Origin of the sequence: Nostoc sp. (assembly GCF_036917315.1) — a bacterium.
Lineage (GTDB): Bacteria > Cyanobacteriota > Cyanobacteriia > Cyanobacteriales > Nostocaceae > Nostoc.
Genome location: NZ_JBALDR010000013.1, coordinates 17,237 through 40,746 on the forward strand (window position 1 = coordinate 17,237; position 23,510 = coordinate 40,746).

A 23,510-nucleotide genomic window follows, 5' to 3' on the forward strand; every position below is an offset into this window, starting at 1 on the left:
ATAGGCAATTTGAAATGTTTCATTTATTCGGTAATATTTTGACTAGCTATGGAACCGCAGCTAATAATCGTGGGGAAAATGAAGGTAATATAACTCCTTTACAAAAATTGAATTGGAAAGGTGAAGTTCATACTACCATTTCATCTGAGGCGATTCGTTGGGCATTAAGGTACTACTGGCAAAATGTTGGCTATCCAGTGAATCGACATTGGTATGAGAATGCTCAACCAGTAGCAGCTCATGTTTTGCAAGACCCCAACTTTGATGATATTCGCTTTATTGATGATGATATTTTGGGATTTATGCAGGCTGAAGCAGCAAAAGTGGAAGCGTCAGATGAGTCTGGAGGCGCTGCCGAGGAAGCATCTCAAGATGATAACAAAAAAAGTTCTAAGGGTAAGGATAAGCAAACTTCTCCACGTAAGGGAAAGCAAAAGCCTAAAGGAAAAATAACTGCTAGACGAGGTGTATTAGAAGTTACCCGTGCAGTATCAATGATACCATTTACGGGAGACATTACCTTCAATGCTGTTAGTGGAGTAAAAGGACGAAATTCTCTTTATGCCACAGAGATCCATGCTACTCGTTATCAATATGGTTTTGCATTGACACCCGATAGCCTCAAAGATAAATCTCGCATCCATCCTGTTCTAGATGGTTTGATTTCGATTGGTGAAGTGGCGGGAAATCATGCCCGTTTTTTGTATGATTTCTCCCCTGAAAGTATTGTACTGCGGTGGACACATGATTTTTCTCCTCGCTTTCTATATTGCTTTGAGCAAGACGAACTGGGAAATATGTCAGTATCAAACTTAGTGCGACAGGTAGAAGTAGGAGATATTGACCCCAAAGAATTATGGATTGGAGGCTTAATTTCTCAGGGTTTAGAAGATTTGGGAGCAAATGTGTTTCCTGGAGTGAAGTCGGCAGTCAAAGCATTAAAACAGGTCATTGCTGAAGATTTGCAGTTGTCATCAGGGAGCGACTAACGTGACGACAATTGCTTTGAAAGTTGAAGTACCTATTGCTTGTTTTCGTCAATCCCGTGCTAGAGAATACGCTGAAACGTATCCAGTGCCACCACCTTCTACGGTGTACGGGATGTTACTTTCTCTGATTGGTGAGACAGATCGTTATAAGCATTGTGGAACTCAATTAGCGATCGCGCTCTTGTCTAAACCAGAAAAATCTATTGTAATTCGGACTTTTCGTAGGTTCAAAACGAAAGATATCCACCACCCTAAGAATGCTAAACCTGATTACCAAGAGTTGCTCACAAACGTTGAGTTTGTAGTTTGGGTGAAAACAGACAAAGCAAAGCCTACTTTGCCAGAACTTTTGCAGCAGGCATTTGCGAACCCACCTTCTATTAATCGATTTGGTGGACTGTGTTTAGGTGAAAGTCGGGATCTAGTCAATACTGTTACCCTTTTACCTGAGAAGTATCATGGTGAGTCTTTATGGTGGTTAGTTACAGATGAAGATGGTTCGCTAACCTTACCCTACTGGGTTGACCATGTTGGGTCTAAGAGAACACGCTGGCAGTGTTATGAGCTTCAAGAGTCCCAAGTATGGCAACCACCGGATTTATCATGGACTACAATTCAAACTAGTTAAAAAAGGAGGATATTTAAATTTTGACAAGGATATCTGCTTGTTGAGCCGACATAAAGAGATAAAAAGTCGGTATTCTTTGCTGAATCAGCAATTCAGCATTTTCATTATGATTCAGGATGCTTGCAATTCCTCAGAAAGTTCCAACAATAAGCCTTCTGGGTGTTGTTAAGCTAGCCTAGCCCATTAAATTTTGCAAATTTAGTGCCTCATAATGACAGGTGCTTGTAAGATTATCTAGAAGACTTGATGGATTAAGATATTTAGCCATCGCTGTTCTTTAACATTAGATGTCGTCAGACGTTGAGCAGACAGTTGCCCATTTAAATCACAACCCTAGTGACTGTTCTTTAACATTAGATGTCGTCAGACGTTGAGCAGAAAAGTTGAATTGGTTGGGAAATTTGACGGTAGCCAGTTCTTTAACATTAGATGTCGTCAGACGTTGAGCAGAGCTACGACGTATATCTGCAAGATCAATTCGGAGAAGTTCTTTAACATTAGATGTCGTCAGACGTTAAACAAGATCCTGCTTCTCGTTGCCATAGTTTATGCTTCAAAAACTTCCCTCAACCCTCTTCATGCGAGATTTTTGTGCGGATTTGTTCCCATTGCTCAATCTGCTTCTGTAGTTGCAATTTGCGATCGCCCTCAACTGCACCAAGACCAGTAAACAAACCCTGATCGTTCAACTGATCGCTGTAAATAGCAATCAATTCAGCCAGTGCTTTTTTATAGCTTCCATCTCCTCCTCAGTAAAGGAATTTATATCTAGGCAAATCAGTCGTCTGCCAATTCTCTCTACAAGCTCTGACCTGCTTATATCAAAATTGGAGGCGATCGCATCTAATCCTTCAATACCAGTGGGGGTAAGGGCTAGGTTAACCCTTTTCTTCACCTCGTCGTACATCTCTGGTACGTCTTTTTGTCCTTTCTGCCCTTTCTTTCCCATTAGTACCCAGCTATTACACACCTCCTAAATCATAGTCAACAGCAAGGACTACGGGTAGATTCTATAAATTGCTCAAACATATTTAGTTATTGTGTAATACCTGAATTATTGATAATATAGGCATTGTGTAATACCTAAAAGTTTGATGATAGAGGACAAAAATCCTCATAGTTTTGTTTGCTGTGCAGAGAAAGGTGTGGAAGGCGATCGCCACAAACTTGAAACACCCTGGAATATTACAAAAATATTCTTTTCAGGTTTCAACATGAGAAAAAATCTATGCTTGGCTTTTTTCCAGTCCTTTATCCAGATGAAATTTTATACAGTATCTTGGCTCGCTACCACATTAGGAGTGGTAACACAAGTCCAAAAATAACTCTAAGAGAGCTATTTAATTCTCAAGATGTAATAGCTACTGTTGACTTACCTTCTAACCTGAATTCGTTGATTGAGAATCTACAATTTATCTCGAATTATCAAGTAGAAGATTTGATATATAAATATACCCTCTATCCTTTCTACAGTGTTTTTTTACCGCCGAAAAGAGCCAGTCAGGTGATGGAGTCTATGAAAGCAGATTTCGGAGGAGATATTCATACCAGAACCGGAATTATGGCGAGTTCGTTGAAGATGCAGAGGTATCTGCGATTTTGCCCAAAATGTTTGGAAGAAGATTTGCAAAACTATGGGGAGTCCTACTGGCATAGATTACACCAAACACCAGGGGTTCTAGTTTGCCCAGTTCATGGTGTCACTTTGCAAGATAGTACAATTTTTATGCAAGGTTTTAACAGGCATGAATACTATGCTACAAACCAAGAAAACTGTCCTGTTGTACCGATACAACAGACTTACAGTCAAGAGACTTTAAAGAAGTTGCGACTGCTGGCTCAAGATATTTCATGGTTGATAACTAGTAATCTTTTCTCTAAAGAACTAGAGTGGTTTCAAAGAAAATATATAGCTTTATTGATTGAAAAAAATTTTGCAACGGCAACCGGGCGAGTAAACCAGAAGAGGCTACTAGATAATTTCTTGTTCTTTTATGGTGCTGAAATGCTTGAGGCTGTTAACTCAATGGTGAATTACGAAAATGAACAAAACTGGCTATTCAGCATTGTTAGGAAGCATAGAAAGTCATTTCATCCCATCAGACATCTACTCGTAATTAGATTCCTGACGAATTCTATCGAGGAATTTTTCAACACGGATTACCAGTATAAACCTTTTGGTGAAGGGCCTTGGCTGTGTCTAAATGCTGCGATAGACCATTATCTTAAGCCAGTAATAACTAATCTTGTTGTCACTCACTGTTTGGATAACAAAAAGCCGTTAGGTACTTTTTCTTGTTCCTGTGGGATGGTTTATTGCAGAACTGGCCCTGATGAAACTGATGAAGATAAGCAGCGAATTGGCAAAGTCTTGACATACGGTCAATTCTGGGAGCAGAAGCTAAAAGAACTAGTAGAAATCCAAAAGTTAGGTCTACGAGAGACAGCAAGACAACTCAAGGTCGATTCCAGAACAGTAAAACGTTATACTGCCATACTTAAGCTAAAAACTTTTTGGAAATCTTCTAAGAAAAATCAGCTGGTAGACTCACAGGAAGTTTTAGACTCTAATCTAAATTTAGCCAGTGATGACAAAATCAAATACAGGGAAGTTTGGAAAGCTTTACAACAGCAGTACCCAGAAGCCTCAAAAACTACTTTGAGGGGATTAGGCAAGGGAGCCTATATTTGGCTATACAGAAATGACAAAGAGTGGCTCAACAAAAATTCGCCTTCTTTAAAAGTGCCTCTGCCTTGCGTCGGTAAAGTTGACTGGGCAGAAAGAGACAAGCAAGTTCTCGAAAAGGTAAAAACTGCTGTCCAAACACTTCTGAGCGCAGAAAAACCCGCGAGAATCACTATTTGTAGGATAGGGAAAAGTATTGGCTTACTGGCACTACTCGAAAAACATTTGGCAGAAATGCCACTGACTAAGGTTTATTTAGAATCAGTCACAGAAACTGTAGAGGATTTTCAGATTCGACGTATTAAGTGGGCAATTAAGCGACTTGATGATTGCGGAGAAGAAATTCAGCCTTGGAAGGTGATTAGACTGGCTGCGCTACGAGAAAATTGCTCACAGAAAGTACAAGCAGCTCTAGAAAATGAGCTTTACAAGCAACCGAATTAAGTTAATAACACTTTCTAGATCATAGTTCTGTTGATCAAAAGCTTCAAACAAGAAAGAGACGTGGATTTAACACGTCTCTAAGTGATGAGATAAATATTGAGTTCTAAGCTACATCCGCGACCAGTAAGCCGTTGACAGCAATAATCAAAAGCAGCGCTGAATCAGAAGTGTCACAGCAATGTCTTTTCTCGCTATTACAGGGTTGCGCTATCCATTTGCCTTCAAGATTCTGGTAAAAAGTTCCCAGAAGTTGGGAACCGTTCCAAACTCGATACAGTTCTCCCAAATCATCTGGCACTGAGTCAATTTCAATTTCTGGCGCTACTGCGTCAGCTAAGTGGTCAACATATTCCTCAAACTCTGCTTGAGCCGAGGCTTGGTTGTCAAACTCATCTTGTACAATCATCTGAGTAACCTCATTGATGGGGTTTAACAAAAGGCGATCGCAATCTTTGGACGGAGGGCGATCGCCTTTTTGCTTTCATCAATATATTAGTTACTTAAGTAGCTAAAAATCAAGAAAATATCTAAAACTTTAATTAGTTACTTCAAGAGTGCTAAGGAAGTCGCTTAGAGAAATATCCAATGCAGCACAAATAGCCTCTAATACTTTAATAGAAACACTTTCTGACTCACCGTACTCTAGTTTTTTGATGTTCTGATGGGAGCATTCCCCTCCTGCGGCTGCAATTTCATCAGCTAGTTTCTGCCGCGATTTTTTACCGCGCAATCGCTTTAGAAGCTGACCCTTCTCGTTATTCCAAGCAACGAATACAACATCTGCAACATAAATATACATTTTAGTTTCTTTTTTACCCTTCTCACTCATATAATAGCTACAGTAGTAAACAAGCGTCAGAATTTTGGGCTACTACAGTTTACAAAAAATGAGGAGATTAAGATGAAAGCGATCGCATCAGGATAGATTTAATTTCTGGAGTCCCTTACTGTTCTCCTTGGCAATAATTTCGATATTAGAAAGCCTTGTTGGAATAACTCGCGTACATCAGCGAGATTTTAAGAGTTCTAGTCCGATTATTAGGCTTAAGGATAACTCAACTGTGAGAACCAGGGAAAATCCAGTTGGAGTTGATCATGTTTTTCCAGATGCTTTCAATACCAAACACTTGCGAGTAGCCTTTCTAATACGACAATTGGTTCATAGTTTAGGTGAGATATGATTTGAACAAAAGTCCTAGGTACTTGGTTGAAATTACCCAAAGTATATTGTAATATTGCGATCCATTAAATTTTAAAAAAGCTAAGTATAAATAGGGTGCGTTACGTCGGAGTCCGTAATGCACCAAAGCTTTCAGACGGTGCGTAGCACAACGCTTTCACACCCTGCGTATATTTCAAAAATCAAACATGAGTCCTATAGTAAAGCAGGCTAACTTGGCAAAGTGGTTATGTAAAGATGTTAAGTTATAAAAGCTTTATTGATATATGGAGTTAAAAAAGGTTCTTGGGTGGAGTACGTGCAGATTAAATCCTTAGAAACTACAGTGACATTTGCAACAGAAAAAGACTTACCTTTTGTCAAGGCTCTCGCAGATGCCCATCGCCATGAGATAGGTTTTGTTAATAGAGCTACTTTGGCTGAGGCAATAGCTCATAAGGAAATTTTATGTACGTCTCATGGCTTCTTGCATTTTCATCACAGGCGTGACAAGATATCCACTTTATACCATCTTTCTGTTTCCCCATCTCACCGCGGACAAGGGGTAGGTTTTAAACTAATTAGAGCATGGGAAGAATATAGCAGAACATCCGGTATAAAAACTTTACGCCTCAAATGTCCATTAGATTTGGAAGCTAATGGTTTTTATTGCCGAATGGGCTTTAGTCGAGTCAATATTGAACCAGGAGTAAAACGCAGTTTAGTTGTGTGGCACAAAAAATTAGTGCCTGCGACACCATTAAGTTCTCAATTTGTTGCATCTTTTAGTGCTGGCGGTTCCCAATTGCAGCGCCTTTTTGAGCTATGGAAATCAGGCGATGATTTGGAACGTAATCCCTTTGCTTACGTTATTTATTCACCTATCACTTGCCCCCCATCTACTACAAAATTTTTGCAGCAACAAAAAGATGTAGAAAACATTAAAAGTGTCTGGTTAGATTGTGGTGCTTATCAAGTACAGCAAGGTAAACGAACTTATGATGAACTTCTTGCCTTTTTAGATAAATTTTATAAAGAAAATCAGTGGGCAGATGGGTATGTATTGCCTGACATTGTACCTTTAAGCACAGATGATGATGAGATTGTAGAGTACAAAGTCCGTGACACTCTCTACCATTGCGAGGCATTTTATAGCAAAATGCCTAATTATGTACAAGAGCGTGCGATCGCTCCCGTACAGGGACGTACTATCAAGCAAATCAATCGTTGTATCGAAACCTATGCAAGGCTTGGCATTCGCAGAATTGGCTTTGGTTCTTGGGGAACATCAGGCCCTAACGGAAGTGTCAATATGATCTCTCAAGAGAGCTTGGCATTATTTAAAAAAGTCTGTGATATTGCTAGAGAACATGGAATGCTCGTTCACTGTTTTGGGATTGGCGGGCCAAACAGCTATAATCGCCTCCGCAGACATAACTTAATTCCCGATACTCTCGATAGCACAACTTGGTGGAAAGCTGGAGGCTTTGGCAGTATCTTTTTCCCTAATAAATCTCAAATTCAAATTACAGTGAGACGTAGTTTTGAAACCACGAAAGCGGGTGTAGAAAAGCTCAAAAGAGATACTCACCACTCCTGTTATTTTTGTGAAAGTATTGAGCAATTAAGAACTAGCCGAAATCATCGAATTATGCACAACCTAGTCGCTTGGTTGGATACATTGGAGCGTGATTTATGAACAAAAGATTGACTCTCCACCTACAGCAAAACACCACTTTGTCAAGAGTGGCGGTTATTCTGGAAAATTTTTCTATTCAACAAACAGATATTGACCAGTTAGCGGCTCTCTGTCAACTTGGAGCTACTGTTTTACAAAAAAATGTTTTTCCCTTTCTGCGTAACCTTTCTATTCTCGACAAAAAGAATCCATCTGGTTTAACTCCACTAGGGAAAGTAGCGGCTGATATTCAACAATCAAATCCAGCTTTACTAGGCGATTTTTTACACTTGGTAATTTATCACCTACATCTTTTCGACCCTGATAAAAGGTTCTCCTGGGCTTATGCAACTGTCGTACAACAACTGTGGTTGCGAAAAGAAGTTACTTTATCACCTGCTGAAAAAAAGTCCATAGTGGGAGAAGTGATTGAAAAAGCTGCTGTGAACTTTGAACTTCCTGCCAGTGAAATAGCATTCAGTGATAGCAGTGTCACTGGTGTCTTGAACTGGTTACATTCTCTATCACCCTGTGTAATTAAATCAGAAGGAAAATCCGAATACTTCAGTCGTCGCTACTTCTGCGCTGCTCCTATTTTTCTAATGGCGGTAGACGCGATTTACAAACAACGGCAACGAACCTATGGAACTAAGATTTTCTTACGCGAAGACATTAAAGACGCTATCTGTCAAATGCTTTTGCTAGATCCGAGTGGGTTAGACGGCACTCTAGATAATGCAAAATGCACCTATGATTATGACCAAGGAGGGTTCTTTGACTGTGGGTATGAAGGGGGCTATGGACAGTGGATTATGTTAACTAAATCCCCAGAGTGGACTCAATTAATTTAAAAATTTATATTCCCTTCAAACCTATATATGAAACGACTATTTATGAAAAAATTATTAGAGCAACTAGAATCAATTCAAGCAATTGTAGATACCGTTAGTCCATTTCAGATTGAAAGCGAACTTGAAAGTGTAGCACATGATTATGAATTATATGCTACCAGCTACGACCCACTCGAACAAGTTAAAACACTTCGAGACCGTTTAATTGATGAAATTGGTAAGGGAAAGCCTGTCAATGGCTACTTAAGTGCTGACTATGGCTATGGTAAAACAGCAACCCTGATTTATTTGTGGTCTGAGTGCAGACAGAATAAAATTGTCGCCGTGCCACCGTTCAAATTTAAAGAATTGGGCAATTTAATGGTTGCCACTTATGGCTGGATTAAGGCAAGTTTAGAAAAATCCTGCCCTGCTCTTGTTCCTGAAATTGAGGCACTGTATTCCAAGTACGGACTCAAGTCTCAAGCATTGCAAGCCGCAGAAATAGCCCGCAAGCACAAAGTATCTGAAGATAAAGTGCTAAAAATTGTTCAAGAATTAAAAACTGACACCACCAATACTGATAGTGTTCTGAATTTTTGGCAGGAAAGCGTTTCTATACTGCGCGAAGCAGGTTTTAAGGGTTTAGCAATATTTGCTGACGAATGTCAAGAATTCCTGCGGACTGAAGAGGGATCTAGCGTTCGTATCCAGATTTTGAGCGATTTAGTCAAAGGAATGCGGGCTTTAGGTTCTACGCCTGTCGCACTCATTCTGGGAATGCCTACCACGCCCACTGAATCAGCGATTGAAGAACAGGCTGGTGATATTATCCACCGGATGCAGGAGCAGAAAGTATCGCTGCGATTAACTGACGCTTATAAATCTGATTTTCCGAGTAAGCTTTGGGATTTTTTGTGTGAGAAGTTTTTGCCAGAGGATAAGTTCCAGAGAACCCAGTTAGTAGATTTAGCAACGCTTGAAAGTTTGGGACAGTTGTGCGAACGCAAAGACCTGGGAAACGGCCCTCGCACCGTCATCGAAGTCTTTAAACGCATAGTCACTTTTGCTCAAGAAAAAGGGAAGCCGTATACTCCTCTGGATTTGATTGAGGATTATCTTGAAGGACGAGTGCAGCTATACGGTACGCAACAGCACAAAATTAGTGATGCTATTAACAAAGTCGAGTCAGTGATTTCCTTTCAAAAACATCGACAAGGACGAGAAGTAATTAAGCTTCTTGCTAGTTTTCCATCGGGTGTGAACGCAAGTATCGCTGAGAGCTTCGGACTGTTAAAGAGTTTAAAAAAGCTGGCAGAAGACGACGATTTTTATGGTTCGTACATTGTAAAACCAACCGAACATAGCTTTGCCTTAGTTGCTCTTCTTCAAACAACTCCTCCTACAGTCATTGATAAAATTCTTGGGTCATTTCGTCGTAGCTGGTTTGGAGAGTGGAATGATGCTCAAAAAGAAAAGATAGCAACAACGGTTTTCTGCCAGGAAATTCTCCCCTTACTTTTCCCAGTTTCTCGCTCTAGTCAGAAAGCCAATTGGAATTGGCGCTATAAAGGTGAATGGCAAGAGGATAGATTTGGATTTTATAATTTTTTGAACGGCTCTCCTGAAAGATACAATTTAGAGTTTCCCAACCGTTCTGTCGTCATTAGTGTTGGTGGTGAAGACTCTGACTTGATGAGATTTACTCCGCCAGAAGAAACTCACTTAGACTGGCGATTTTACTTGAGCTATGACCAGAATGCAGCTAATATTCCACAAAGATTAACTGCGATCGCGGGGACAGGTCAAGTAGATTTCCACCTTCAGCTTGGTCGAAGCGAAAGGGAATATCCCGCAGCTTTCGGCTTACTCCGCAAAATCATGGTAGCCGAACAGTGTTCAGCTTGTACGTTGCTTAATTTATCTGATCATATTCAAAACTGGCTCTCAAACCGTCCTGAAGTCAGTAAAGCAGATAAAGATAGATTAGAACACCACCGTCAGGAGTGCCACGCCTTAGCTCTGCGGCTGCTATTCCCATCAATTGCATCAGAAACCTGGAAAATTCGCGGTCTAGAGGCAGTCAATGGTACGGAAACAAAACTGATAGAATCTGTGTTTTATCAAAAGTGTAAAACTCTATTTCCGAACTATCAATCTTTCTACACAAATCTACGTCCAGCACTTCTCAAGTATAAGGTAGCGCTTGAGAAAATTTCGTTGTCTGTTCGCCGGGGCCGTCAGTTTTATCAAGCCTCAAAGGAAGACTTTGAAAAGATATTTGAAATTGCGGGTTCTGGTCTGCCTAGCCTTTTGGCAATTTTGAAACAGCACGGTTTGATTAGTGAATGCAAAATTGCTAGTAAGAAAACAGAAACTTCTCAAGTTCAATTTGCTGTTCATCCTCTGGAATCCTTTATTCAAAACAAACTGAAATCAAAAGAGGCAGTTGAAAATGTACAGGAGCAGGAAATTCTCCAAGAAGTAAATTGTTTAGAGATATGGAAAGAGGTCAAAAAACTTGGCTATCTTCAAGAAGAGTTTGAGGAAGCACTGGAATGGTTGCAACGCCGTCGCTATGTAGAATGGGAGCGACCAAGGGGAATCATTCGCACTTCTGTGGCAGAACTAGACCCTAATGACTTGAAGGGTCAGTTAAATGAACTTCGCACTCAGGTTTCTTCGTTACTAGACATTTTTCATGAGAAACTTTTACAGGAGGTTGTTAGCGAACTCAATGAAGCAGAAACAACTCTTTCTTCAGTAGCAACTTCACCAGAGGGGTTTAAGACAACTGAAGACATACAACTAACTTTCTTAAAAGACTTTGATGGCGTAAAGACTGCACATAATCTCGCGCACTACAATGATGATGTGGTTCTTGATGGGGTTGATAGAACAATACAAAACCTAAGCGATCGCCTTGAGGTATTTCGCCGGGATAAACGTCATACTCTGCAAAAAGAACTAAGTGAAATTACACGGAATTTAGAAAATTTCACACTCAGATTGAAGGCTTCTAAAGTTAGTCAGGCAATTCTTACTATGAGTGGTTTAGAAGATTGTCTTAATGACCATCGAAAGACTTTAGAAAAACAATTTTTACAGCTAGATCAAGATTGCCAGAATATAGCCAGTTCGGTTGCCTTAGAAGAAACAGACATTCTGAAATTGCATCATCAACTCAATCACTGTAAGCAGTTTTTGCAAACTAACGAAAGCACTCAAAAAAAACTACAGGATTTAGTAGCTGGTCTCGAACAGTGGCGAATTATTTTGACAGGTGCTGAGAATTTACGAAACAGTTTGAGTAACGATTCAGAACATCTAGTGCGGTATAACGATGAGTTTGTTGACCGAGTGGTAGAGCATTTTAGCCGTCATGGGGTCAAAAGTTTTAGAGAATACGATCTGCTGCAAAAACCCTTGGCTGAAATTGAAGTTATTATTAAGGGTGAGAGGCGATCGCGTCGAGATGCTTTCGAGCAACGATTAACTCAATACGAAGATTTATTGTGTCTAATTGCTCCTGATGAACGTTATTTGAAAGACAGATGTAAATTTGATGATGAAGACCGTGAAGGGTCTTATGAAGCCCTAAGACAAGTTTTTTGGGAAAAACTACTCCAGGAGTGCAAAAATTGGATTTTCGATTGGAAGCAACTAGAAAGAGATTTATACTTTATTGCCCGAAACCGCGAACAAGATGTGACTGAGCTTTTGAATCAAGTTAGCAATTTAAAAACACAGTTACTATCAAAAATAGACTTGTGTAAAGAAGCACTCATAGACTTTGAAAACCTTGAAGCCCAGGTTAACGAAATCAAATCTATTTTTGATAAATGTCTGGGTTTGCGTGAGGAATTGAGCAAAATTCACCTTCCAAAGGATGAAAATGTTCTAGAAGAAGAAAGACAGTTTTTAAATGTCATTAGCACGGTAGAAACTGGTCTTACAATTAGCCAGGTTTGTCAAAGTTTACCAGATAATCAGGATGTATGGAAACTTTTAAAGACTTTGCACAAAAAGGGATACTTAGAGATTACGCTTCGTCACCGTGATTAATCTTTCTTGAATGTAGATGATAACACCAGCTAGATAAGTTTTTAGGTTGATATCTTTAGCTTATGTGGGGACGCAGAGCAATAAGCTGATATTTCAATTTTCCTTCTGGAAGAGTAGGTGATATTTCCTTAATCTCCCGAATAGTTGAAACGTAAACTTCACTTAAAGTTGCTGTTTCAACTCTAGATATCGCTTCATCAATAATACGCCCTGAGTATTTTTTATTATGTTCAATACTCAAAATTTCATAACTTTTAGTCCGTATATTCAGTCCAATCAATTTACTAACAATTTCGGACTCTTTTACTATTTCATCTTCAGTCATAGTAATAATTTCCAATGTTTTTTTGATGGATGAAAGATGTAATTCTACCAAATCCCTGTGTTCTTGATTAGGTGAACCCCAATTAAAACGCAGATTAGTTTCAGATTTATATAAATTCACTAGAAAATCTCTATATCCAGAAGCTACTCTAGTTTTCAATGTCCAAAGCTTTTGGCGTAAAATATATGCATTATCTTCTGGATTAATACTCATATTAACTAATTCAAAAAATTCGTTAATAACACTATTTACTAAATAATTATTTCTATCTTTTTCTATTTTTTCAGGTAATGTTGCCAGTTCTATACCAAAAGAGCCAGGGTAAGTTCCTAGTACAGTTAACTGCATTTTTTCAGTAATTGAATGAGGTATTATCCCCGTTAGTGTTGGTGTACCACCTATAGCTTGACCAAGAGCATTAAATACACTTTGTATAGACTCTAAAATTCTTCCCAAAAATGCTACTGGTGCTTCAGTTGGATTCGGGGTAGGAAATTGAAATGTCAGGTTGAGAACTTCTCGTTGAATTTGCATTGCAGTGCGAGGTGCATCTTTTACTTCCAAAAGGGGAAGTGGTTCGTTAGCAAACTCAATAAACTCATTGGGCATAGGCAACCAATCGTCAATTAGATTTTCACACCAGATAATTTCAACTCTATCAGGGCTATCATCTAAATTAATAATAACTTCATAAACAAACCCATTTTCTGAATTTATAAAAGCATTCCGTATATCAATCAAGCCTGCACGGATATTTTCAAATCTACGTTGAGAGATGGAGGCATAAAGCCATTTTTCCAGTCTTTTTTCTTGTTCAAATAAAATAGATATGAATAGCTGCCCTGATGCATTCCTGCATGAAAAAAGGCAGGGTGTATCATAATATTCATACACCTCAATTAATTCTAACTTTCCCAACTGAGTGTGTTGTGGAAGAAGTCTCATAAATATGCCTTATTCAGAATCTGGGCAAGTAACAGTGATGACATGAAACACTTTCCAGGGTTCAGCATTCAGGGAAACCCACCAAGTGTGATGATTTTCACCTGTTCCTTTCTTTCCTTGGGAAGGCGTATTCAGTATCACTCCAAACTCAGACGTTAAAGTACCTAATGCTGGTTTCTTTTTCCGCAGGAAGGGTTTTCTTCGGAGAGCAGTACAGACACCTTCTTCTGTAGTAAACACAGAAAGACCACAAGTTTGACATTCTGTTAAACCTGGAGGGCAAGGTTGACTAGGGTTCTGTTCGCGCCATGAATGAAAATCATCTGCCTCTGGGATATCGTTATCAACAAAGCGGTAGACTTTACCGGAGACTGGGTGAGCATTTTCCGGTGGGCATCCATCAGGGAAGTGTTCAGTCCAAGGCATCAAGTGCTAATTATATTCTTAATTATCTATGCAAACATTTCAAGACGAAGTTATTATCCTACCAAATCATTGCTATATTTCGATATCACACACAATCCCCTGGTCGGCGGAGAACCATAAACGGGTCGGCAGGCTCAACTTGATAAGCTGGATACTGAGCCTGTGCATCTGCTAAAGCTGCAATCCACTCTGGATGCTCATCGTTCCATAAAGGATGACGCAAAATGCGGATAGTCCGACGTTGAGGATTCTGGTGAACATAGCCAGTGAGCGTTCCAAACTGCACTGAAGAACTATAGCCCAAACGCTGGAGTGTCTGAGGAATCCGGTTTTGGACTAGGTTAAGCCAAGGATTCGGGAAATTTACCCAAGCAGAGTTGAGATCGACTACAGATGAGGGATTAGATACTAACCGTGCCATATCCAAAGCCAAGCGCCAGTCTAATAAGCCGTGATAGGCAAGGTTTTGATAGTCCCGCAAACACAAGTTACATGATGTATCGCACTCACTCCCATGTTCATGAGGATTTATCCACTGACTGGCAATGCTATTTGGAATTGTTGGGTCTGCCTGAGCTATTAGTTGTTGAAATTCGTTCGGCTGGGCAAGGAACTGACAATATCCCGCCCCATTTTCTAGTTGGTCACACAGGAAAGCCTCACCTATGATTGCTCCATTCTGCACTAATGAACGGAAACCTGCTTGTAATTCCAGTGAATCAACATCCAAGTGAGCAGCAGCAGCTATCCGTAACCAAAATGTAAAAGAATACCAAGCTGCACGACCTTGAACAGTTCTGGGATCTGCAAATACACCGCTAGGCCATTGATTGATATTTACTAGCAAAATATCAGTTTTCCGGCGGGACAATAACGCCACTCGGTAAGCTACTCCAGATGTACTTACTTGACTATTAGGATCTGGAGACACGGCATACGCGCCAGCCTGTCTTCCTCTTCCAAAAACAGTTGCTTGCTGGAAATCAAACCCTCCGTTACCACCATTGTCATTAACAGAAAGGATATCCCAGTTAAATGCAGAGACAGAAGCATTGAGGATAGATGAAGGCGTACCAACATTTGCACCAATACTCAAAGAAGGTCGAGTCGATCTCGGTTGCCATTCAAACTGTCCGTCAAAATCCTCTGGCTGCAAGTCTGTAAAAAATGCCTTGGGTTCTCTGGCATCTATGCAACGCAACTCGATCGCATGACACACTGGACATTCAACTTTTTGTGTCTGACTTCCAACGATTGATGGATTTAGTGTATGTTGATAAACAACTGCTTGACAGTTACCACAGAGTCCAAGAGATTGGTTGCTATTTGGGAGTGCTGGGAAAAACCCTGGATAGGAAGCAATGGTGTTGCCTTGAGGACGCAATTCAACTACACCACAAGCCGTATGAACTGCCTTATCTTTAACAGTTTGCGACCCAGGAGCAAATTGACTGATAGCCACATCCAAGTTACGATCCACAACCCCGGTTTCAGGCGGCCATTGAGAACCAGGTGAAGGCCACCGGGTATAAAGCAATCGCACCCGCGTCGGGAAACCAAACATTGGTAATAAACCAGCATTGGCTAAACGTTCGCTCAGTTTATCTTGGCTGTAGCTAGGATCATTCACAATATTTTGAATGTCAGGCATTAGACTATTGCGGAGATAATTCAACATTTGGGAATTACTGGCAAGAGGTAATGTTGTTTGTTCTCGCAAAATATCCAAAACTGACAAAATCACTGGCTCATTTGCTGAGTTATTCAACCAATCTGCAATTAACGATTCGTAATTCCCCCAATCAGCAACATCACCAAACTCGCCGTGTACGTTATCAGTTCCACCCAATAATGCACTTAATGCACTGATACCTGTGTCTGTAAAGGCTTGTCTTAACACTTCTTTGATGAGGACGCGCTGAAAAATTTCTTGACTCGTCATATCGACGTAGGGCGGTGGCGGTGGGTCGCCTGTGATGCTTTCTGGACGTTGGAAATAAAAGTCATCATGGCTTCTGCCACGACAGAAAGTAACAGCCAATGAGACTCCCGCAGAACGTCTGCCTGCACGACCTACTCGCTGTTGATAATTGAAGCGTCGGGGTGGCATATTTGCCATCATTACTGCCAACAATGCACCGATATCGACCCCTGCTTCCATTGTTGTTGTGACGCTCAGTAAGTCGATACCCTGTACACGCTTAATTTCATTCTCGATAAAAATATCTTGGAACCAGCGCTGGCGTTTAGTGCGATCGCCTTTGTCAGTTTGACCCGTTAATTCTTCTGCATTTAGGCGGAAAGGTTGACCCGATTGTTCTGACAAATAGATATAGTAATCAAAATCAGGGGTTGTCTGTCCTGGTGTTAATTGAATCGTAGGAAAGTTGGGATTGTCAGAACGGCGATCGCTGTTACACTCTGGACAAACTCTAGCCGCAGGTTGGAGAAATAAAGCGTTGCATTGCAGACAACGGTATCCTGGACGAGAGCCGTTTATAGGGTTGGGCGGCAAAACGAGATAGAGTCGAGCTGGATCGAGTGCAAGTCCGCCACTACTCGGTATGCAAGCTTGCGATTGAATTAACTGCTGCTGTATACCAGTTGGTGCTAAACCAGTTCTATTAATGTATCGCAGAGCAAAGTTGGGTAAATCTGAGTTATTGCCAGGGCGGTAATAGGCAAAATAGCGGTGCAATTTCCGAGTTCCTAATTGCCGGATCACTGCTTCTGTCGCTTCTATCAGCGTTGGTGATGGATTTCCTTGCGGTTGATAGCTAACCCAACCCTGTGCAAGTCCTTCAAGTGTTCGGGCGATATGGGGGAAAATAGCATACATTAATTCATCGGTTAAAAAAGCTTCCAGGAGATCGGCATGATTTCTCTGTGGTTGTGAGCCAGGAATAACTCGTGCGATTGGATTCGCATTCCAGTTGTAGCAATCAAACCAAGGAAACCTTTGTAGCCCACTTCCTTGACCAACTTTGTAGTTCTTAGCTTCAAAACTCGATCCGCCTGGACAAATGCCATAAGTTAGTAGAGCATCTTGTACTTTCTCGCTTAAATTTAACAGGGGAATTCGCTCTGGGTAACGTTGGATTAAGCCAAGCCATTCGTCACGAGCCTGCTGATTACTTGAACCCAAATCATCAATCCAGTCTCTCGCTTCATTGCTTAAAGCCTGATTAGCGTTGCGAAATCGGTTGCGCCGAACCATATCATCAGGCTGCGGACTTGCAATAACAGCAGCGTGAAGATCAGGATTCAAAGTCTGCAACCTAGCTAATGCTAGTTGGTTATTCCTACAATCAATGCGAAGGAAGGCTACTAGGTCATTCCAGTAATCTTGGAAAGACTGTATCAGCAACATCCGCGTCATGTCACGATAATGATCGCGCTCCATCCCTGCTGCTAACTTGGCGGCATCCTGTCGGCTGTCGGAAAATATTACTAGCTTGCGAGATGACCGACTGGTAAGACTTGGTGGTGCTGGCATTTCTCTTAATAATCCACTGGCAAGCACTTGGCAAGCTTTCTGAAAGCCGGTGCGGTGAAAACGCAGAGGTGTGGGAAATTTGTCCCGCCTACCGTAGTCGGCATCGCAGCGAGGACACTTGCTTGGTAATGCTCGTACTTCTGGATGATTGCCTACCACCTGATACAGCCAGCCCGGTATTTCATCAGGTTGTGGTACGGTGTTATTCTGTCTAAGTATGCCTGTAACACGGTTCAGCTTGGCATGAACCCATTTGCGTTTTATCCTGTCAAGCTGCCATTCCAAGTCTTGAGGTTGGGTACTCCAAGTTGGTATCTCGTTGGGCAAAGGCCAAAATACACGGTAGTTTCCGTAACTTTGGTTGAGTACAACTAGATCAGGAATCCCTTCTAAATCAGGTTGATCGGGTGTCAAAATATCGACGTTGGTGTTGCCTATTCTGCGAGTTGTTTTGTAGCCACCAAGAAACACATCTCCACAAACTTCACATACAAGTAAGTCAAGAACGCGAGAGCCACAGGAACAGGTTAAGCTGTGAGTAGTATGGATAGCACCAACTGTTGGCGGAGTTGGATCGCTTTGGCGACGTTGAAGATTTACGGCTGAGTCAGTGCAACCGGGATTACAGCAAGCCCATAAGTTTTGCAGGTTGTGGAAGAATAAATGGCCGCGCACGGGTTGGGGCGATCGCCCTATGTTTAATCTTTGAGACATTCCTAGTGCTAGGAGCAGTCCCCGCATTGCATCAGATACTACCCTATTAGTTGCTGCGCCTGGAAAAAGTTGACGGTCTAAATCTACTGGAGCATTTAAGTTATTTGGATCTTTAACTTTTATAGCCCGAACTGTAGGATTGGGATTACTTGGGTTAAGCAAATGGTCAACTTCCCGACAAGCATCCCGTAGAGCATCGGCTGCACCTACAGTAGCTAGTGCTTCGCCAAGGTATTGCTCTGCACTCAGTCCAGATACAGTAGGCTGTCCCATCTGCATAGCCAAATCAGACATTGCATTCCGTACCTGATTTGACACTGAATCTGGTGGCTGCATTGGTTGAAATGGATCTGCCTGCACTGACTGGGCAAACTGAGCAAATGCACTTTGATATGCAGAAAGATTGAATCGCGCTCCTGAAATGGGGGGTATTTGTTGTCCAGAGATAAATTCAAAATTGTCCCGCCCAAAAAACTCACGCAGAAAGTCTCTACCTTGCTGATTTGGTTCAAGACTGGCTGTAGTCGTCAAAATCCTTAACTGCGGTGAATTTGGTGTCAACCCCAAACGCGAATACAGCAATCGCAAGATATAAGCAACTTCCGTCCCTGGCGTGCCGCGATAGGCGTGCAGTTCGTCAATAATTAGGAAAAATTGATTTTCGGGATTACTAGCCAGCCAGTCGTGAGTATGTTTAAAAATATCTTTCTCAATACTCCGCATCATCATAATGTTGAGCATCGAGTAGTTAGTAATTAAAATATCCGGCGGACTGTCTTGCATATCCCAACGCGATCGCATCTCGCTGCCATCAAGTCGCGGGAAGTAATAAGGCAAGTCGGGCATATCCTGAAGCAGAGATGGATTGTTTTGGATAGCCGTATCTACCTCGCGTCGTTGCCGTTCAAGTTCACTTAATTCGTTTTTCAGTCGTCTGATGCTATCGTCTTTCTGGATGCCTGAAACAGGGGTTTGTCCGGTGTAGCGTCCAAAAGTAATTCGGTTTTCCCTTCTGTTTTGATTTAACCACTGGTGTACTTGCGGCGCTTCTAGTGCTTTTCTCAATCGACGCAACTGGTCTTCAACTAAAGCATTGAGAGGATACAGAATTAAGGCACGCATAGCTTTTGGTCGGGGTACGTGCCCCCATTGCGATACGCGATCACCATTAAGATTTACATTTGTATCCCACCAGCGATGATTGTTTGGCGGTTGAGGAGTAGCTGCCCAAGTCTGGGATTCCTTTGCCAACTGTGCTAAAAGCGGTAACAGAAAGCACTCAGTTTTACCAGAACCAGTACCAGTGGTAACAACGATATCTCGCTGGTTGACTAACACTTGGAAAAGGCTTTCCCACTGGTGTTGGTAAAGTTGGACTCCCGGATCGAAAATCATTTGCCCTAGTTGTGCTAAATCTTGGTATCCAGGCAGTTGATTGGCTGCGGCTGACAAATTCATTCCTGACGACGGATAAATGGGGACAGGCTCAACTAAAGGAGGCTGACTCAAGATGCCTGGTTGTTGTAGTAGGCGATCGCGTTCTTCAGCCAAAGCACGGTAACGTAGCGGAAAAGCGCTTTTAATATACAGCTGATAAATCCGGTCGAGTCTTTGATACGCACCTACTAGGTCATACATCAGTAGATTCCCAGACACAATTGATATGCAGTTTATAACATATTTGTAACATCATGTCTCGATCTACATTTTCATATAACAACCATGAATTAGAATATTTAGGTAGTATTCCAGATGCCAGCACCAAAGCGCGTTCGTAAATTTCTGGCCATCTTTGGGACACAGGGATTGCTAAACGTTTTGTTTCAACCTCGTAACGAGCAATACATTGTTGATCACTATGTTGTAATGCCAAAAATCTCAGCCCGTACCAGTCTCCTTGAAGCCAGCAACCATTTTCGTAAAAAAGTGTATACAGGGGGCGATCGCTTATTTTTGTGTTGTACATCCGGTACATACCAGTCTCTCTGGGTAAAGCGCAACTAATAAAATCGTTTCCATCAAAAAGCTCCCACTCGTAGAGACTTGGTACAATTCCCTGTAAATTTCTAAGGCTTTGCTTCCAAGTTGTTAGTTCAGGCAAGATGCTAGCTAACAGCTTCGATACTTCACCTGCGTTAATAATAGAAAATTCTTTGCTTAATTGTTCAACTAAATTAGGTACAATACTTGGGTTCTCAGCTTGAATGCGAACACAAGGAGGAGCTTCTCCTGTTGGTTGGTTTATCAATTCTAATGATGTTTGTTGCTTGAGTTTTTCAAGTAAGTTTATGCTTCGTGAACCGCACAATATAAATTCTTGGAAGTTTGACTCTGATGTAATTTTAACAATAGCAATAGGAGCGATAGACCATCGATAACCATCTGGAGAAAACTCTATATGTCCGAGCAATCTTAACCTTCGTAAAATTCTTTTAGGTTCTTCAATCTTTAGGGCAGCACAAGCTTTTTTGAAAGATTCCCAAGTCCCACTACCAAGAGCGGATAGCCAGGAAAGAAGTTGCTCGTATCGACGGGATATATCAATATTAATGAATGAATTATTTATAGATACTGACTCTATTAAGTCAAATGGATTATCACAGGTTAATTCATGTACAGGCTGATAAGGAATATTGTTAGTATACTCGTAAACATCATGAGCGACCCCAACCATAGATTTTATTTGTTCATAACTCAAGCTGGGGCTGCCTTTAATAGCAGACGTAAAAAAAGATAATTTAAGTAGGGTTGATTGAACTTCCGTTGGTATTTCACCTTCTTGTAAACTTTCAACCGCTAAAAAAAAGTAAAACTGTTTGCGTGATTTTGCTCCTTTTTCAACTCGCAAAAGTGGAACGAACTTCCCAAGATTGTGGCGTTGGACTTGCTCGGAAATTTGCTTGACAAGTTCTTGTGGATTTCCCCTGTAAGAAAAACCTTTATACCAGCGCTGGATTTGTGGCATTATGCACCTGGTTTGCTTTTACTCTTTTGCAGAAACTGGCTGAATGACGCTACCACATATATAATTCCCAGAATTAATAGGCATTATTTCACAACGTTGTGGTTTTTCTATACCAAGCCAACTCCAATCGACGATTTTGACCAAACGTTCCGTGGATTCTCCTGCACAAGTTGCCTTGACAACATAATCTCCTGAACTTGGGAAATTTACCGAAATTGGCGCATTTGTACTTTGCGATCGCTCAATTATTGGTAAATTATCCAATAATCGAGTTATTTGTAGCATCACAGTGGGATAAAAACCAAAGATGGTAACTTGAGGACTATGACCCTCCAACCATGCGTTCTGGTGCGGAACACGTAACCCGCCTGAAAAGCTAATAGATAAACAAACATTGGGCTGCAAAGCATCCTTAAGTTCTTGATTGCTAATAAATATTCCATTCCAAGCCAAGGAAATAACCATACACTGGTGAAGCTCTACCCAGTTTGAATCATTAAATACAGGCTGAGGTTCACCGCTCCACTCTATTAGCCGCTCATCTCGCAAGCGATTGATATCTGGAAGTAGTTCTTTTTTACATAGCAGGATAAATTTAGTGCCGAGTGATGGTTGACCCCAAGTAGCATAGGCTCCTGTATCTGTATCATCTGGATCGGGAATTAACATCCAAAAATCACGAGAAGGTAAAACCAGAGAATCAAGGTCGCATTGCAGAGTAATTGGGTATTTAGCACCGCGTTCCAGTTCACTTAAACTTAGAGGAAATTCTAAGGGTAAATACCAGCCAGGGCGTTCATCTATTAACCGTTGATCTCTCTCTCCATACTGGATTTTTATAGTGTTTAACTCCCATCCCCGCACTTTTTTTGGGTAAGAATAGTAATTAACATCACCAAAAAACGGATCTTCTGTGCGATATAAACCAGCAAATATGTTTCGACTCCAATTACGTACTCCTGCTTTTACTACTGCTGGCCGTCCTTGTGCTTGCCACTGCTGGTAAACTTCATGAATAGATTCGGCTACTGCTTCATAGCGTTCCCTGTTCTCAGTTATTAATTGTTTGAGATGTGTAGATAGTCGCTGCGCTTCTCGTCTCACGCAAGCAAACAGAGTCATGGCATCCCACTGCGCTGTCCATTGTTTCTCATTAAACAGTTGTACAAGTCGGTTTTTATCTGTACGACGAAGTAGAGATTGAGAAATTGAATAATTAATATAGATTCTTCCTCCGCAACCTCGATGTGCTGAAGGCATGAATCCATTTATCATCAACCAAAGATTCCAGTCTTCCCATAAGGGTTCTTCTCCTTGTTTACCAAACTTCATACCTGGCGGACGACCATTTTCTGATGTTGGCAAACCTAATACTGCTTTTAGACGCTTAAAATAGTTCTCTTCTGAGATTTCCTCTTCATCTACCATTTCATTGGCTGCCAGAACCATTGCACCTAAAAAAGCAACTCCTTGCGGTAAGCCGTCTAAATTACGTCCCTGCAATTTAGCCAAATTAACTCGTCCTTGTGTGACAATTTCTTCTCTTACGGCTCTACGGAAGTCATCACTCCAATTGCTATCTTCAATTTTTTGGTTGAACTTCTGACCAATTTGCCCTAAAATTTCATTGTCAACACTCAGATAAACTCTTTTACCCCGTGGCAAGCCAGTGGTAAAATAAAATACAAGCGCTTGATTCCACTCTTTGTAATTTGCCATTGCAATTATAAGTACTTTGATTTTAGTGTGTGTATTTATGCGTTTATAGACGAGCTATTAGATACACTCACGCTTTGGTCAGTACAATCTTTCATACCTTCACTATCACAATAAATTATACAATTATTATACTTAAAAGACGAGGTGTGGTTGTCATTTTTATACCAAACTTCGCTATTTACGGTAAGAAAATGTCATAGACTAACAAGTTTTCCAGAAGCGTACCAGTCCTTCATTTACACTTGGGAATACATGGAGCCGAAATCAGCTTGTAATATGCGTTTCAAGCACTTTTGTTCTGGGTAGATTTCAGAGTGATCGCTTGTATTAAGCAGATATGCGATCGCAAAGTCGAGATTTTGATTCCCGCCATGAAGGATTACTAGTATTTCAGCAAGTTTATGTGCTAGAAGTCTTAAAAAAGACTTCAGAGTAAATCTT

The 23,510-nt window shown here is 41.0% G+C and carries 15 protein-coding genes; 6 read left to right on the plus strand and 9 right to left on the minus strand.

Annotated elements, in window-relative coordinates; all coding sequences use genetic code 11:
* Positions 1–14 precede the first annotated feature (14 nt).
* Positions 15–989 (plus strand): DevR family CRISPR-associated autoregulator, encoded by a 975-nt coding sequence (locus V7K84_RS06435; RefSeq protein ID WP_334836988.1) that lies wholly within the window; start codon positions 15–17, stop codon positions 987–989.
* 1 nt (position 990) lies between these two features.
* Positions 991–1,617 (plus strand): type I-MYXAN CRISPR-associated protein Cas5/Cmx5/DevS, encoded by a 627-nt coding sequence (gene cas5 / locus V7K84_RS06440; RefSeq protein WP_334836989.1) that lies wholly within the window; start codon positions 991–993, stop codon positions 1,615–1,617.
* Between the two features lie 566 nt (positions 1,618–2,183).
* Here cas5 and V7K84_RS06445 read toward each other — a convergent pair.
* Positions 2,184–2,330, minus strand: coding sequence for a hypothetical protein (locus tag V7K84_RS06445; protein WP_334836990.1), 147 nt, complete (start codon positions 2,328–2,330; stop codon positions 2,184–2,186).
* Positions 2,327–2,566, minus strand: coding sequence for a hypothetical protein (locus V7K84_RS06450; protein ID WP_292736648.1), 240 nt, complete (start codon positions 2,564–2,566; stop codon positions 2,327–2,329). Before V7K84_RS06450 ends, V7K84_RS06445 begins: the two co-directional genes overlap by 4 nt.
* A gap of 279 nt (positions 2,567–2,845) precedes the next feature.
* Here V7K84_RS06450 and V7K84_RS06455 point away from each other — a divergent pair, with 279 nt between their 5' ends.
* Positions 2,846–4,747: a TnsD family transposase gene (locus V7K84_RS06455; protein WP_334836991.1), complete on the plus strand. Its 1,902-nt coding sequence runs from the start codon at positions 2,846–2,848 to the stop codon at positions 4,745–4,747.
* A 103-nt stretch (positions 4,748–4,850) separates the two neighbouring features.
* Here the strand turns inward: V7K84_RS06455 and V7K84_RS06460 are convergent, their stop codons facing one another.
* Both V7K84_RS06460 and V7K84_RS06465 read right to left on the minus strand, forming a co-directional pair.
* Positions 4,851–5,153, minus strand: a complete 303-nt coding sequence (locus V7K84_RS06460; RefSeq protein WP_334836992.1) for a hypothetical protein — start codon at positions 5,151–5,153, stop codon at positions 4,851–4,853.
* Between the two features lie 129 nt (positions 5,154–5,282).
* Entirely contained in the window at positions 5,283–5,546 is a 264-nt protein-coding gene (locus tag V7K84_RS06465) for a helix-turn-helix domain-containing protein (RefSeq protein WP_334836993.1), read from the minus strand.
* 679 nt (positions 5,547–6,225) lie between these two features.
* Between V7K84_RS06465 and V7K84_RS06470 the strand changes: the two genes are divergently transcribed.
* The 3 genes from V7K84_RS06470 to V7K84_RS06480 are packed head-to-tail and all read left to right on the plus strand — an operon-like array spanning position 6,226 to position 12,479.
* A complete protein-coding gene (locus V7K84_RS06470; protein ID WP_334836994.1) occupies positions 6,226–7,605 on the plus strand; it encodes a GNAT family N-acetyltransferase in 1,380 nt (459 codons plus the stop codon).
* Positions 7,602–8,435 carry a hypothetical protein gene (locus V7K84_RS06475; protein ID WP_334836995.1) on the plus strand — a complete coding sequence of 278 codons (834 nt, stop codon included), beginning with the start codon at positions 7,602–7,604 and terminating at the stop codon, positions 8,433–8,435. The genes V7K84_RS06470 and V7K84_RS06475 overlap by 4 nt, the downstream gene beginning before the upstream one ends.
* Positions 8,436–8,477: 42 nt before the next feature.
* Positions 8,478–12,479: a hypothetical protein gene (locus tag V7K84_RS06480; RefSeq protein WP_334836996.1), complete on the plus strand. Its 4,002-nt coding sequence runs from the start codon at positions 8,478–8,480 to the stop codon at positions 12,477–12,479.
* 55 nt (positions 12,480–12,534) lie between these two features.
* On the opposite strand, the gene V7K84_RS06485 is transcribed toward V7K84_RS06480, so the two are convergent.
* The 5 genes from V7K84_RS06485 to V7K84_RS06505 all read right to left on the minus strand — a co-directional run bounded on the left by V7K84_RS06485 (position 12,535) and on the right by V7K84_RS06505 (position 23,069).
* Positions 12,535–13,749 carry a DUF6575 domain-containing protein gene (locus V7K84_RS06485; protein WP_334836997.1) on the minus strand — a complete coding sequence of 405 codons (1,215 nt, stop codon included), beginning with the start codon at positions 13,747–13,749 and terminating at the stop codon, positions 12,535–12,537.
* A gap of 9 nt (positions 13,750–13,758) precedes the next feature.
* The gene (locus V7K84_RS06490; protein ID WP_334836998.1) at positions 13,759–14,175 is read right to left on the minus strand and encodes a hypothetical protein; all 417 of its coding nucleotides are present in this window, start codon (positions 14,173–14,175) and stop codon (positions 13,759–13,761) included.
* 85 nt (positions 14,176–14,260) lie between these two features.
* Positions 14,261–20,023, minus strand: a complete 5,763-nt coding sequence (locus V7K84_RS06495) for a DEAD/DEAH box helicase (RefSeq protein ID WP_334836999.1) — start codon at positions 20,021–20,023, stop codon at positions 14,261–14,263.
* Positions 20,016–21,233 (minus strand): hypothetical protein, encoded by a 1,218-nt coding sequence (locus V7K84_RS06500; RefSeq protein ID WP_334837000.1) that lies wholly within the window; start codon positions 21,231–21,233, stop codon positions 20,016–20,018. The genes V7K84_RS06495 and V7K84_RS06500 overlap by 8 nt, the downstream gene beginning before the upstream one ends.
* A 135-nt stretch (positions 21,234–21,368) precedes the next feature.
* Positions 21,369–23,069, minus strand: a complete 1,701-nt coding sequence (locus tag V7K84_RS06505; protein WP_334837001.1) for a hypothetical protein — start codon at positions 23,067–23,069, stop codon at positions 21,369–21,371.
* Between the last annotated feature and the right edge of the window lie 441 nt (positions 23,070–23,510).

Coding starts and splice junctions, on each gene's coding strand:
- V7K84_RS06435 (WP_334836988.1), top strand. CDS start 15: ATGTTTCATTTATTCGGTAATATTTTGACTAGCTATGGAACCGCAGCT.
- V7K84_RS06450 (WP_292736648.1), bottom strand. CDS start 2,566: ATGGGAAAGAAAGGGCAGAAAGGACAAAAAGACGTACCAGAGATGTAC.
- V7K84_RS06455 (WP_334836991.1), top strand. CDS start 2,846: ATGCTTGGCTTTTTTCCAGTCCTTTATCCAGATGAAATTTTATACAGT.
- V7K84_RS06460 (WP_334836992.1), bottom strand. CDS start 5,153: ATGATTGTACAAGATGAGTTTGACAACCAAGCCTCGGCTCAAGCAGAG.
- V7K84_RS06465 (WP_334836993.1), bottom strand. CDS start 5,546: ATGTATATTTATGTTGCAGATGTTGTATTCGTTGCTTGGAATAACGAG.
- V7K84_RS06475 (WP_334836995.1), top strand. CDS start 7,602: ATGAACAAAAGATTGACTCTCCACCTACAGCAAAACACCACTTTGTCA.
- V7K84_RS06480 (WP_334836996.1), top strand. CDS start 8,478: ATGAAAAAATTATTAGAGCAACTAGAATCAATTCAAGCAATTGTAGAT.
- V7K84_RS06485 (WP_334836997.1), bottom strand. CDS start 13,749: ATGAGACTTCTTCCACAACACACTCAGTTGGGAAAGTTAGAATTAATT.
- V7K84_RS06490 (WP_334836998.1), bottom strand. CDS start 14,175: ATGCCTTGGACTGAACACTTCCCTGATGGATGCCCACCGGAAAATGCT.
- V7K84_RS06495 (WP_334836999.1), bottom strand. CDS start 20,023: ATGTATGACCTAGTAGGTGCGTATCAAAGACTCGACCGGATTTATCAG.
- V7K84_RS06505 (WP_334837001.1), bottom strand. CDS start 23,069: ATGGCAAATTACAAAGAGTGGAATCAAGCGCTTGTATTTTATTTTACC.